Origin of the sequence: Bdellovibrio sp. (assembly GCF_036384735.1) — a bacterium.
Taxonomy (GTDB): Bacteria; Bdellovibrionota; Bdellovibrionia; order Bdellovibrionales; family Bdellovibrionaceae; genus Bdellovibrio.
This window is the reverse complement of record NZ_DASVLT010000016.1, coordinates 1-12,785: the sequence shown is the minus strand read 5'-3', so window position 1 is coordinate 12,785 and position 12,785 is coordinate 1. Positions and strand designations below refer to the sequence as shown.

Below are 12,785 nucleotides of genomic sequence, written 5' to 3'. Positions count from 1 at the left end.
GTGTCGGAAATTACTATGTCTGAAGTTGAAGTCACCTCGCACCTTTCTGAAAAAGAGAGAGCGGAACTAGAAAAAGCGCAACCGATGTGGAAGATGGTCCTTTCACAATTCATGGACCACAAGCCTGCGGTCGTCAGCGCATTCATTATCATTTTCCTTTTGTTGGTTTCTATTTTTGCAAATCAAATTCAATCCATCACGGATTTGGATCCGGACGCGCAAAACGTAGCAAACCGCTATTTGGCTCCGATGACTCACGCGGAAGCGGGTCCCGATGTGCGCGAGACTGAAGTCGAAAGATACATCAACGCTCATCCCGATGAGGCTTCAAAGATTCAAACGGCTTTGCTTGCAAAAGGCATTGTCACATCTGCAGATCCAAAAGATGCCATCTATGATCTTGCAAACAAAGAAATGCCAGAAGCCATCAAGTCTTTAAAATCTTTGGATATGCCAGAAGCTAAAGAACTGATTTCAACATTCAAAGGATTTGACACATACCACCTCTTCGGAACCGACGAGCTAGGTCGTGATGTTTTCATTCGCCTTGTTTATGGGACCCGTATCTCGATGGGTGTAGGTATTCTAGTCGCCATTGCCTCTGCCCTTATCGGTCTTTTGATCGGCAGTGTGGCGGGCTTCTATGGCGGAGTTGTCGACTCGGTCTTAATGCGTGTCACAGACGGTTTGTTGGCTTTGCCGATGATTCCAGTTTTGATCGTGATCGCAGCAGTTGATTTGACGAAGCTCCCGGCCTTAAAAGCTTTCATATCAACATCCAACGAAAGTGTCGTGAAGATGATCATCATTCTTTGCTTGTTTTCATGGATGACAGTGGCATTGCTTGTGCGTGGAAGTATTCTTTCTTTGCGTGAACGTGAATTCGTTCTAGCAGCTCGCACTTTGGGTGCGAAAGACAGCACGATCATCGTTCGTCATATGTTCCCGAACGTGATTGCACCAATGCTTGTTTCTATTACTTTGGGTGTGGGCGAATCGATCTTGTTTGAATCTGCCTTAAGCTTCTTGGGTCTTGGTATCATGCCACCGACACCAAGTTGGGGTAATATGATCAACAATGCACAAGAGTTGATCTATCAAGCTCCGTTCTTGGCCATCCTTCCAGGTGTGATGATCATTATCACAACTGTGAGCTTCAACTATTTGGGTGATGGTCTTCAAGACGCTATCGATCCAAAATCAATGCGTCGCTAATAATTTTACGGTTTATCTAGAAGCTGGATCTGTGTGATGATCCAGCTTTTGTAAGCAGCAAGACGTGTATAAATCGTGTAACCGACACATTCAAATTTAGGATCCGACTTTAATTCCGAACGACTGTCGATTGCTAGCAATTGAATTCCTTCAGAAGAAACCACATAGGCAGGCCCTCCGGAGTCCCCATGGCAAGAGGCTTTTCCTTGAGTCGTATCCAAAAGAATCTCTGACGAACTCCATGCACTGTCTTTTAAAGTCACCGCCGCTTGTCGCAAGCTATCACTTCGCACTTGCTGAACTCCATTGGTGAATCCAAAACCCGCAATATAAACAGGACTGCCATTCGCCGGAAGATTTTGAGTCATAGCAATAGGATGATAACCCGCCGGCAAATCGCCCGAGATTTTCAATAGAGCAATATCATGCCAGTCCTTTTCAGGCCTCACACCATCAACCAGCCATCCATCGGCAATAGCACTGGTTTCAACCATGCGCAGATTATCTGAATTACTCTTTAGATCTTCGAAGAACTGGAAAATGTTTTGAGGAATTGTGGAAGAGAAATAAATATAATTTTGCTCATTCGCCCCAGCCACACAATGAGCCGCTGTTAAAACGACGTGATTAGCGATCACATTGCCCGTACAGGTCGTAATAGTTTGATTGCTTGCAGTCACTTTATAAACTTGCACAGTGCTAGCAGCAATAGGATCTGCCACCGTGACCTCCACGCCGCCTACGATGGCAGAAGCCTTGTTCGGCGAAGATACTTGCAGGGACATTTCTGACGAACATCCCAATAGAATAAGAGCACTTAACAGCAGCCACTTCATGTTGGCACCAGTTAGCGTCATGAGCACCGGCCTTGCAATAGGAACTGACAATTGGCTGTTCACCCCTGAAAAAAGGTGAACCCTTCCCCTGCCGGGAAGGCCCTATATTGGATTCGAGTCGGCATAGAACTTGTTAATAACTCCGCTGATAGGGGTATCTTATGAAAACGGTATTTTCATTTATTGCTATGATCTTGTTTACTACGAATGCGTTTCCGCAAACTTCGTATGAACTGACTTGCCGCGCGAAAGCGAAGGAGCTTGCAGCTCAGACTTACGCTTCCTGCGTCACAGAGTCCCGCAATGCTCAGGTCGAACAGATCAGAACAAACTACCAAAAAGAATTGGCGGCTCTAAAATCCAAATACGATAAAGAGCTCAAGAAAATGGCGGGTCCAAATTCAGCAGCTCACTCCTCAAAAAAGACAGCTAAAAACGCCTCTAAGGCTCAAAATAGCCAGGCTGTAGCAACTCAGCTCCCAGTGAAAGCTGGCGGAACATCTGACGCAACTCCTGTTCAGACTGTCTCAGAAGGATCTAAAGTCGTAGCCGTGGGTACTGACAAAGGTTCGGAAAACATCGAAAAAGAGGCTTCTGACGCAGATCAGGTCGAAATTATTGAAACTCCGGCAGAATAAGCCAGACAGGCATTGATTTTCCTCTCGGACCGTCATAAAACGTGTAAACTATTTAAGTTACTAAGAGTTACTGTTTTAAGTAACTGCTACTGGGAGGAAATCCGTGGGTGAGTTTAGCCTAACACATCTTTTACTTCTTGCTTTGATCTTCTTGATCTTCTTCGGTCCAAGCCGTTTGCCACAATTAGGTCAATCTTTGGGTAAAGCCATCCGTGGTTTTAAACAAGGTTTGAACGAGATCGATGTTGATGCAAAAGACATCAAAGATACTCACCAACAAGTATCTCACCAAAATCAGCAACAAGGTCAAAACGTAGCTCAAGCTCAAAAAACGACTGAGACACACAACTCTTAGTTCTGACCTTCAATTTTGCTTAAAATTAAGAACCTTCATGGGCTTTGCTTATGAAGGTTTTCTTTTTTCTGACATCTGCTCATCGCCGACAGTTGGAAAATTTAAACGCAGATAGACTCGCCGAACCTCGGCCTCAACCCAGGTTAATGAAGAGTGTCCGAGATAATGCTTAAAGCCCCATGATCTAAAAGTTTGCGGGCTTTTTCTGCCTCGTTCACTGTCCAGAATGCCACGGGAATTTTTCTTTTTCTAAAGTGTTCCAGCTCTTCCAAAGAGACATAATTGTGATCTAAATGCAGAACATTTAAATTCACATAAGGCGCTAACAACAAAAGTTTTAAATAAAATCTATTTGCGGGATCTTTTTCTCGGGTTGCAAGCAGCGCGCGAGGTACTTCTGGCAAAAGTTTACTTAAGCGATAAATCGCCAGCGGATTAAAACTTGAAAACAAAATGCGCTTTTGAGCTTGGTGTTTTTTAATTAACATTGCCACCGCAACTTCAAGTTCGCTTTCAAAAGCTTTACCAGTTTTAAGTTCGATATTTAAAAACTGTGGAATTTCCTTACTAAGAAGAACTTCCTCCAACGTAGGAATGTCTGCAAGCTTTGCTAACTCAGAAGCGGTGAGGCTTTCAACTTTCTGATCCACGTGACCAATGCGCTTGAGATCATCGTCGTGAAATACAACAACTTGCTTGTCACTGGAAAGACGCACATCCATTTCAATCATTTGCAGACCACGATCCTTCGCTGCTTTAAACGAAGCCATGGTATTTTCCTGCGCTCCACCTTTCCAGTAACCACGATGCCCTTGGTATGTCGGTGGCCGCATTCCACCTTCAGGCCATGATTGAGCCTTCCAGAAAAAGTGACTGGCAACAAGATAGATAACGGCGATGGCAACAACGACAAGAGCAATCATTATTTCCTCACGCGATGCGAGTTTTCATTCTCAAGAGTCAGTACTGGCTGTTCGCGATTTCCGTCCAGAGAATATCTCTTAACGGTCTTACCATCGCGAACCTGCACGCTTCCTTTCAGTTGACCGAGCTCGTCCCACGCCCCATCCACTGAGAATTTGTGATCTTTACCCATTTTCCCCTGGAAGTTTCTCCACTGAAGATGCTTTAAGTCTTTGAAGTGAAACTGGCCGTTCATATCTTGAATATCCAAAGCTTGATCTACCCACCACTCAGGCTGAGTGATCTGGCGCATGACAACAGCCCCTGGCGATTGCAAACCCACTTTCAAGTTTTGAACTTTCGTATTCATAAGAATTTCATTTTTAGAGTAGTCAAATTCACCGCGAGTTTTTCCAAACTCCATGCCTTCGATATTCATGTTGTCGATGCGTAAAAGTCCTTTTAAGTAGCTCAAATTTCCGTTCTCGACTTTAGCGTCAGCGTTAACACTGGCAAGCCCCACCTCCCCGCCATTCGTCATCAGCTTTTGAATTGCCGGGGCAAAAGTGATTTCATCAATATGAGCTTTCAGATCCACGGTTTTAAAGTCGCGATCTGCTTTCATCTTCACGTTGCCCAAGAACGTACCGTTGCGCGGTTCAACACGATTTACCTGGAAGGTCCAAAAGTCTCCTTGCAAATCGATATCACCCAGCATGCGATCAATCACTTGCAACTCGCGCTGGCCTTTATTTGAGAAAATAAATTCTAGTCCGGTGTGCTCACCTGCCAAATGAATCGAATTTTCAGACTTAATTTCTGCGCGCCCGGAAAAACTTCCCAGATCACCCAAGATCTTGTGACTTTGATTGCGATTCAGGAAATTGAGTAACTGATTCACGCGCATTTTTTTAACATCAATCCCAATAGGACGATATTTCAACGGATCAAGACTTGTGAACGTGATCTGCTCGGAATACATCTCGCCCAAATCCCCTTCGACCAGGAAATTTTTAACTTCAAGAGGAGCTTCTCTCAACTTCTGCGCATCCGCTGTCATGCGAGCATTTGCGGAAATCCATACCTGCTTCCCATTCAAATCTTTAGAAACAAGATTGTACTTCTGCAAAAGCGACAAGACCTGACTAAGCGGAATATGTTTCAAGTCAGTCTCAATATTCAACAAATGATCGGCGATAGTGTAATTCGCGATCATACTGTAGTGCCCTTCGCGCCAGTTTCCAAAAAAATGACTTTGCACCTGTTGTTCAGGGGACTCTTTGTATTCAATGAAAAGATTCGCGTGAGAAAGATAATCCCCGACACTTTCATCTTTCAATAAGTGAGTTTTCGCTGTGACCTCGATCACCTTCGGTTCAAATGATTTCACTTTCACAACGAAATCCAGAAGCTCTGAAGGGTATTGCGGATATTCATTCAAGACGATTTTAAAGTCGCGAATGGAGAGCTCATTGACGGCATTTTGATATTTCTCGGCTTGCTGGTTTTGCGACAGCGTCACCAAAGGTGCAGGAGCAGGCTTTTCTTCTTTCGCCTCTTCCTGTTTACGCTCGCAATCTTTGATGTTGCCACGCAAAGTGAGGGTGACGTTGTCAGCCTCTACCGCTTTAATCAGAGAGTGACCTGTTACTAAACCCCAAATAGAAATCGGCAGGCGCAATTCATCGATTTGCAAAATCGGCGACATCCAACAAGCTTGATCAGATTCCATTTCGGCATTTTTAATGACCACGGAAAAACGCGGCAAGATGCCATCGGAAAGACTGACTTGCGCATCATCAAAACGGACTTTGATGTCCTTATGAATATGACCCGCGGCTTTTTCGATTTGCGCTGAAACTCGCGACGGAGACAGAACTGATTTAACGATGTAGCCGATAAAGAATGACAAGATAAGTCCAATAATAAGGACCCGCATGCCAGGTTGTTCTGTGACGAGATATTTATCAGAGCGAAGTCGACGATCCATAGCTTATTGTGACTGTGAAAGCTATGGACCGACAATGTCTTTTAAAAGATTTTTACTTATATTGAAGGGACAAGATTTCGAATTCCTTGTCGCCTTTTGGACTTTGAACTGTGACTGTGTCACCTACTTTTTTGCCGATCATGGCACGAGCCAAAGGTGAAAGGACAGAGATCATGCCTTTTTTAACGTCAGCTTCATCAACGCCAACGATTTGATAAGCGATCTCTTCTTCCGTTTCTGTATCAACGGCTGTGACGTGTGCACCAAAGACCACACGGTCAGATTTAATAGCTGACACATCAATCACATCTGCACCGGCAATTTTGCCTTGAATTTCAGCAATACGACCTTCGATCATAGCTTGACGCTCTTTTGCGGCTTCATATTCCGCATTCTCAGAGATATCACCCTGAGCACGAGCTTCTTCAATGGCCAAAATAACCGAAGGTCTTTCCTCTAACAAAAGCTTCTTAAGCTCTGCATCAAGCATCGCTTTTCCGCGAATTGTCATAGGAAGTTTGTCATTAGCGCCATTAGACATGTTTGTCTCCACTGTTAGAAGGACATTTCTTTTACCGGATTCCCTGAAACTTATCAACTCGCGAAGGGTTGGCGCAGAACACCCCGCGTTAAGCCTGGTGCATTGCATTGAAATAGCCAAAAGCGTATCATAGATCCATGGGAGCGAAAAAAAAGTCCGAAATTATTTGTCGATGCAACAATGTGTCCCGCGAGACCATTGAGCAAGCTATTCGTGACGGCGCCCAGACCATGAATGATATTTTCGACACAACCAGTGCCGGTGTAGGCCCTTGCGGAGGATCCTGCCGCCGTAAAATTGGTCCTTTTCTTGAGCATTACTTAAAAACCGGCCAATTCCCCGAAAAAATGGTGGAAGATCTGACCGGTAAAGATGACACGAAAAAATCAGGCTGATTGTTTGTTCAGACGATAGTCTATGATTTTCTGAACATTCGGACGACATGTTCCACAGGCTGTACTTGCCGAAGTCTGACGAGTCACGATCTCAGGAGTGTGCGCCCCCGCAATGATCGCTTGATCAATCATCTGAGTCGAAATCGTTCTGCAATGACAAACTTCATCTTCCTCGTAAGGAAATTTCCATTCACCGCGAAGTTTCAAAATCATTTCACGCAAAAGAATCGCACCGTGATCCTGAGTTTCTGGCAAAGGCCATTTCGATGGATCCACGCCAAAATTGCGCTTCATCGCTTGCATCATATCCATAAATTCAGTACAGCCCACCATGGACACCTTCAACACAGGACCTGGAGTACGCAGATCTTCACCTGCACACTCTACTTCTAAGAAATCACGGCCCTCGAGTTCGACTTTGATCTTCATATAAGCTAAAATCATAATTCATACGCTCTTTCAGCCCAAGGCCAGATCATGCGAATACTCATATTGAGTCGGAAATTTGAAATCTATAGCACCCGTCGCTTGGTCGAGGAATTTTCGCATGCAGGACACTCTGTCTTCCTGTGGGATCCGGGATGGCCTACGGAAAAACTTCGAGGCTGCTTTGATGTTCTTATTCCCCGCTTAGGAAGCTTTCATTTTGAAGAAGCCTTAGAGTCGGTGGAAATGCTTTCGTCTCGCTGTGGAGTTGTTGTGAACACTCTAGAGGCCTATCGCAAGGCTCGCAATAAGTGGTCTTCCTATATTGCATTTCTCGAGGGAAAAATACCCACACCCTTTTCTCAGCTTGTCTCAAATGGAGACGCTGTTTTATGGAGCCGGGCCTTCCCTTGTATTGTAAAAGAACTTGAATCAGCCAAAGGTGAAGGCGTTTTTTTGGCTCGCTCTACAGACGAGCTTTTACAAATTGCTTCACGTATAAGCCCCTCTTCCGAGTATCTCGTTCAAGAAGCATTTCCCGAAAGCTTTGGCGAAGATGTTCGGATATTTGTGGTAGGTGGTAAAATTATTGCTTCGATGAAACGAAAATCAACGAAAGATTTTCGTAGCAACTTGGCTCAGGGCGGGATCGGAGAGTTTTGTACGATCACCGAAGCAGAAGCGGCTCTTGCCTTAAATGCAGCCTCTGTTCTGGGATTGCAAATTGCGGGTGTCGATATTTTGCGAACCCACAAAGGAAGTCTCATTCTGGAGGCAAACCCCTGCCCCGGTCTTGAAGGTATTGAAAAATACACATCAGTCAATGTGGCCCATGCTATCATCAAGTTCATAGAGGAGCACCACCATGGCCATGCGCCCTAGGGTTGAATTAATACCCATCTTTGAGGATAACTATGTCTTTATGCTGATCGATGATGAGCGTAAAGAAGTCGTTGCCGTGGACCCCGGCGAAACCGCTGCTGTAAGTAAATATCTTGAAGACAATAGTTTAAAACTTGCGGGTATCTTGCTCACTCACCATCACAATGATCACATTGGTGGGGTTAAAGGTTTGATTGGAAAACACCCAGCCCCGGTCTATGCACCTCAAAAAAATCAGAACCAAATCAACTCTGCCGATCACTGGGTGAAAGAGGGCGATACTATTTCCGTGGGTCCCTTTGAGTTTTCCGTTTTAGAATTGCCCGGGCATACGTTGGGGCATGTGGCTTTTTGGAATGACACCTACAAATGGCTTTTTTCCGGAGATGTTCTTTTTGGACTTGGCTGCGGCAGACTCTTCGAAGGAACTTACGAACAAATGTACAACAGTCTTCAACGTATTAAAGAATTGCCTGCCGAAACACTGATCTATTGCACTCATGAATATACCGAGACTAATCTGCAATTCTGTAAAATGCTTTGCAATTTAGATAATTCCCCCATCACTGGCGATGACGAAGACCTGGAACTTTATGAAAATGAACTTATGAATCGTCGCGACATTGGACTCCCCTCCGTTCCCTTGAAGTTATCCATAGAACGAAAGGTAAATCCTTTTTTACTTGCCCACTCAGTGAATCAATTCGCTTATCTACGAGATTTAAGAAACAAACAATAGCGTCTATTGCTTGCTGTCCTCATGGGACATCTGCGCGATATAATTACGACGGAACTTAAAAATTTCTTCGACATCTTTTTTAACGAAACTTCCAGCCACAAGCCAGCCCACATAGCCTAAAGGCAGACGGTAACGAACACGGTCCACCATCAAGGTTCCGCCACAGAATGGTCTAAATTCGTGAGTATGATGCCAAAGGCGATAAGGTCCTTTAAGTTGATTATCTACGAATTTAAATGGTGGCTGCCACTCATCTATTTCTGTTTTCCATTTCGCCGGAACGCCGTGGATTTTTAAATTATAATCAATCAGCGTACCTTGTTCGATTTGCTTTGTAGAAACTGCCTCTACATGAAAATTCAAAGTCGGTGGCGTGATTTGTTCAAGATTGTGAGGATCACGGAAGAACGGAAAAATCTTTTCAGGTGGTGCTTCGACGAACTGTTCCGCATAGAAGATTTCCTCCCCGTTTTTATAGGGCAGACAGATTTCTCTTAACGCGGGCTCGAGCTCATTGTAGGCAAAATGATAACCGAGAGATTCAGCTTTCTCGGCGCTGCCGCGAATAGAACTTACGATAGTTTCAGCGGCTTCACCGTAAAGAGTTTTGATGGCAAGCTTTGGCACTGGAAGTGCCAAAGGCTTTCCCAAACTTTCAGCTAAAGATTTTGAGAATTCTTTATTTGTCGCCGGCAAGGGGGCCGCACCATTGATCGGACCTGTCACATGATCATTCTCAAGAGCAAAAACAAAAAGTCCCACAATGTCCTTGATGTGAATCCAACTCATCCACTGTTTGCCGTCACCAAGTATTCCGCCAATACCGGCCTTGAATGGAAACATCATTTGCTCTAGAGCCCCGCCTTGAGGGGCCAGAACGATTCCAGTACGGATCATCGACACACGACCTGGGGCTTTTTGTGTCTCAGCCTCCCAATCCACGGTCACGGCGGCCAGAAAATCCTTTCCTGCTTCATGGTCCTCACGGCAAATCTCATCGCCGCAATCGCCATAATAACCAATGGCTGAACCACCTACGAATGTTTTTAGATTTTTTGAAAGACTTTGAATTAAATGACGAGTTCCTATCACTCGTGAATCATGGATTCTCTTTTTCAATTCTGGATTCCATCTTGGTCCCACTACCGGCTCACCCATGAGGTTGATCACCGCTTCAATTTTTTGCATGCGTTCGTCACGGAGTGGTTCTTTGGAAAGATCCCCTTGAATCACTTCACAAGGAAAAGGAAGGGACTCTTTAGCCTTTTTCTGGTTGCGTGAAATTGCGAAAATTTTATGCCCTTTTCCAGCTAAAACTTTTCCCACTTCTTTGCCAATAAGACCTGTCGCGCCTGTGATCAGAATATTCATAGCCATCCTCGATATTACTTTTTCAGAGCTTTTGTAAATGCCTGCAAACAACGTCCCCGTGCTTCGTTATGATCTACGATAGGGGCTGGATATTTGCTGGTATTCAGTTCAGGAATCCATTTGCCGATGTACTCTCCGTCAGGATCAAATTTTTTTGCTTGAGTCATGGGATTAAAGATTCGGAAATACGGAGCCGCATCACAGCCCGATCCCGCAGCCCATTGCCAATTCCCATTATTTGATGACAGATCGAAATCTAAAAGTTTTTTCGCGAAGTAACGCTCTCCTTCGTACCAATGAATCAGCAGATGCTTACACAGGAAGCTTGCAACTGCCATGCGCACGCGGTTGTGCATGAAGCCTGTGGCATTGAGTTCTCTCATCCCGGCGTCAACAAGGGGGTATCCAGTCATTCCTTCGCGCCATCGATCGAAGTCACTTTTGGATTTACGCCACGCAATTTTATCGTATTCAGGGCGAAAGCTTGTTGTTTCAACATGTGGGTAGTGCCACAGGATTTGCATAAAGAAATCTCGCCAAATCAACTCGCTCAACCATGTTTCGGAATATTTTTGTGCAGTACGAGCCATTTCGCGAATACTCACCGTGCCGAATCTAAGATGCAAACCCAAATGAGATGTTCCACCTTCAATAGCCGGGAAATTTCGATGCTCCTCATATCCTTTCAACATTTTCATAGAAAGATCTTTGGATGGGAATTCAATGGACGTTCTTGAAAACCCAAGCTCCTTCAATGCTGGCATTTTCTCGTGAGGGGAAGTCTTATGATACGAAGACAGGTAGTTCTCATTCGGGTAAGACCTCAAATAAAATGGCGTTAGATTTTCAAGGACCTTTCGTTTGTAGGGAGTAAAAACAGTATAGGCCTTTTCCGTGCCCGTCAGGATTTCGTCCTTCTCAAAAAGCGTTTGATCTTTGAACGTCTTAAACTCAACGCCTTGGCTTTTTGCAAGCTTCTCGATGGCTTCGTCACGTTTTCGGGCATAAGGTTCGTAATCGTGATTTGTATAAATCGCCTCGATCTTATGGCTTTGTATAAGTTCTTTGAAAATCTCTATGGGTTTTCCATGACGCACCCACAGATCACTATGCCCTTTTTGCAGCTGATTTTTGATGTCTGACACTGTGTCATGAATAAATGTGACCCGCGCATCTTGAGGATCATCAAGCCTCTGTAAGATATCGGAATCGAAAATGAAAATAGGTTGAACGTGTTTGCGTTCCTTCAGTGCATGATATAGCCCTGCATTATCAGAAAGTCGCAAATCTCGGCGGAACCAAAACAGTGTTAATTTTGTCATATACGAAGTCTAGTTGCAGTTCACCGAAATGGCGAGCATACTTTTGTGGTGTATCATTGCTTACAGGTAAGGTAAACGAGTTGTCCATGGACGAGAAAAAATCTGTCAAAAAGCAAAGTCCACAAAAAGGTCTTAATAAGATCAAGTCCTCGGTTCTTTCGCGAAGTCTTTCTATCGCTAAACTAACTGTGCAAACCGGCGCCTCCATCGCTCAGCATGGAATTACGACGGCTTTAAAAAGTAAAGAGGACAAAGAAGCTATTTGGAAGAAGCTTTTGCAAAGCCAGGCCTCTTTAATCAGTTCTGAATTGGGTGAACTTAAAGGAAGTCTCATGAAAGCAGGACAGATGCTTTCTATGTACGGCGAACACTTCTTGCCTCGCGAAGCCAATGAACTCTTAAAGTCATTGCAGTCAGACTCCCCACCATTGACTTGGGCTGCTATCGAACCCACTTTGCGCAAAAATTTACCTGCAGAAAAATTGGATGAACTTGAAATTGAAAAGGAGGCTTTAGCTTCTGCTTCGATGGGACAAGTTCATCGAGCGCGCATCAGACGAACTGGCGAAAGCATTGTTCTTAAAATCCAATATCCCAACGTGGATCGCGCCATTGATAGCGACCTGAAGGCTATCCGTACTTTGCTTGGCACTTTAAAACTGCTTCCGAAGGATTTTAATTTGAATCCTCTTTTTGAAGAAGTGCGTGAGATGCTGGTTCAAGAAACCAATTATGAATTGGAAGCTCAGCTGACGGAAGAGTATTACACCCGGTTGCAAAACGACCCTCGTTTTATCGTTCCCCGCGTGCATCGTGAATTTTCTGGTCCTAAGATTTTGGCAACGTCTTTTGAACGTGGACTTCGGGTGGATGACTCGCTGATTCAAAGTCTTCCTCAGGAGCGCCGCAATCGTCTGGCTTTGAACTTCTTAGATTTGTATTTCAAAGAGGTCTTCGACTGGGGTGTCGTGCAAACGGATCCTCATAGTGGCAACTATCGCATTCGTATTGACCCCCAAGGTCGAGATCAATTAGTGCTTTTTGATTTTGGAGCAACTCGCACCTATCCGGAAAATTTCTTAACCCCTTATCGCCGCATGATCAAAGGTGCTTTGTATAATAATCGCGACATCTTTACACAAGCTGCTTTGGATCTGCGCTTTATCGAAAAT

Annotated in this window: 14 protein-coding genes; 7 read left to right on the top strand and 7 right to left on the bottom strand. The window is 44.5% G+C overall.

Annotation, left to right across the window (positions count from 1 at the left end):
• Complete coding sequence (locus tag VF412_RS05050) at nucleotides 1-1,215, top strand: ABC transporter permease (RefSeq protein ID WP_331338122.1); 1,215 nt, start codon at nucleotides 1-3, stop codon at nucleotides 1,213-1,215.
• Nucleotides 1,216-1,220: 5 nt separating this feature from the next.
• Here the strand turns inward: VF412_RS05050 and VF412_RS05045 are convergent, their stop codons facing one another.
• Nucleotides 1,221-2,072 (bottom strand): S1 family peptidase, encoded by an 852-nt coding sequence (locus VF412_RS05045; RefSeq protein ID WP_331338121.1) that lies wholly within the window; start codon nucleotides 2,070-2,072, stop codon nucleotides 1,221-1,223.
• Between the two features lie 140 nt (nucleotides 2,073-2,212).
• Here VF412_RS05045 and VF412_RS05040 point away from each other — a divergent pair, with 140 nt between their 5' ends.
• Nucleotides 2,213-2,689, top strand: a complete 477-nt coding sequence (locus VF412_RS05040; RefSeq protein ID WP_331338120.1) for a hypothetical protein — start codon at nucleotides 2,213-2,215, stop codon at nucleotides 2,687-2,689.
• A 103-nt stretch (nucleotides 2,690-2,792) separates the two neighbouring features.
• Complete coding sequence (gene tatA, locus VF412_RS05035) at nucleotides 2,793-3,044, top strand: twin-arginine translocase TatA/TatE family subunit (protein WP_331338119.1); 252 nt, start codon at nucleotides 2,793-2,795, stop codon at nucleotides 3,042-3,044.
• A 143-nt stretch (nucleotides 3,045-3,187) separates the two neighbouring features.
• On the opposite strand, the gene VF412_RS05030 is transcribed toward tatA, so the two are convergent.
• The 3 genes from VF412_RS05030 to greA are packed head-to-tail and all read right to left on the bottom strand — an operon-like array spanning nucleotide 3,188 to nucleotide 6,478.
• The gene (locus VF412_RS05030; RefSeq protein WP_331338118.1) at nucleotides 3,188-3,967 is read right to left on the bottom strand and encodes a glycerophosphodiester phosphodiesterase; all 780 of its coding nucleotides are present in this window, start codon (nucleotides 3,965-3,967) and stop codon (nucleotides 3,188-3,190) included.
• The gene (locus tag VF412_RS05025; protein ID WP_331338117.1) at nucleotides 3,967-5,937 is read right to left on the bottom strand and encodes a hypothetical protein; all 1,971 of its coding nucleotides are present in this window, start codon (nucleotides 5,935-5,937) and stop codon (nucleotides 3,967-3,969) included. Before VF412_RS05025 ends, VF412_RS05030 begins: the two co-directional genes overlap by 1 nt.
• Nucleotides 5,938-5,989: 52 nt before the next feature.
• On the bottom strand, nucleotides 5,990-6,478 hold the full coding sequence (greA, locus tag VF412_RS05020; RefSeq protein WP_331338116.1) for a transcription elongation factor GreA: 489 nt from the start codon (nucleotides 6,476-6,478) through the stop codon (nucleotides 5,990-5,992).
• A 137-nt stretch (nucleotides 6,479-6,615) separates the two neighbouring features.
• On the opposite strand from greA, the gene VF412_RS05015 reads away from it, so the two are divergent.
• Nucleotides 6,616-6,873, top strand: coding sequence for a (2Fe-2S)-binding protein (locus tag VF412_RS05015; protein WP_331338115.1), 258 nt, complete (start codon nucleotides 6,616-6,618; stop codon nucleotides 6,871-6,873).
• On the opposite strand, the gene VF412_RS05010 is transcribed toward VF412_RS05015, so the two are convergent.
• Entirely contained in the window at nucleotides 6,865-7,302 is a 438-nt protein-coding gene (locus VF412_RS05010; RefSeq protein ID WP_331338114.1) for a (2Fe-2S)-binding protein, read from the bottom strand. The genes VF412_RS05015 and VF412_RS05010 overlap by 9 nt on opposite strands.
• Nucleotides 7,303-7,350: 48 nt before the next feature.
• Between VF412_RS05010 and VF412_RS05005 the strand changes: the two genes are divergently transcribed.
• Nucleotides 7,351-8,181 carry a RimK family alpha-L-glutamate ligase gene (locus VF412_RS05005; protein ID WP_331338113.1) on the top strand — a complete coding sequence of 277 codons (831 nt, stop codon included), beginning with the start codon at nucleotides 7,351-7,353 and terminating at the stop codon, nucleotides 8,179-8,181.
• Complete coding sequence (gloB, locus tag VF412_RS05000) at nucleotides 8,165-8,920, top strand: hydroxyacylglutathione hydrolase (protein WP_331338112.1); 756 nt, start codon at nucleotides 8,165-8,167, stop codon at nucleotides 8,918-8,920. The genes VF412_RS05005 and gloB overlap by 17 nt, the downstream gene beginning before the upstream one ends.
• A gap of 3 nt (nucleotides 8,921-8,923) precedes the next feature.
• On the opposite strand, the gene VF412_RS04995 is transcribed toward gloB, so the two are convergent.
• Together VF412_RS04995 and VF412_RS04990 are read right to left on the bottom strand one after the other, a co-directional pair.
• Nucleotides 8,924-10,291: a TIGR01777 family oxidoreductase gene (locus VF412_RS04995; RefSeq protein WP_331338111.1), complete on the bottom strand. Its 1,368-nt coding sequence runs from the start codon at nucleotides 10,289-10,291 to the stop codon at nucleotides 8,924-8,926.
• A gap of 14 nt (nucleotides 10,292-10,305) precedes the next feature.
• Nucleotides 10,306-11,613: a deoxyribodipyrimidine photo-lyase gene (locus VF412_RS04990; protein ID WP_331338110.1), complete on the bottom strand. Its 1,308-nt coding sequence runs from the start codon at nucleotides 11,611-11,613 to the stop codon at nucleotides 10,306-10,308.
• Nucleotides 11,614-11,699: 86 nt separating this feature from the next.
• On the opposite strand from VF412_RS04990, the gene VF412_RS04985 reads away from it, so the two are divergent.
• Nucleotides 11,700-12,785 (top strand): AarF/ABC1/UbiB kinase family protein (locus VF412_RS04985; RefSeq protein WP_331338109.1); only part of this gene is annotated, 1,086 nt, incomplete at its 3' end.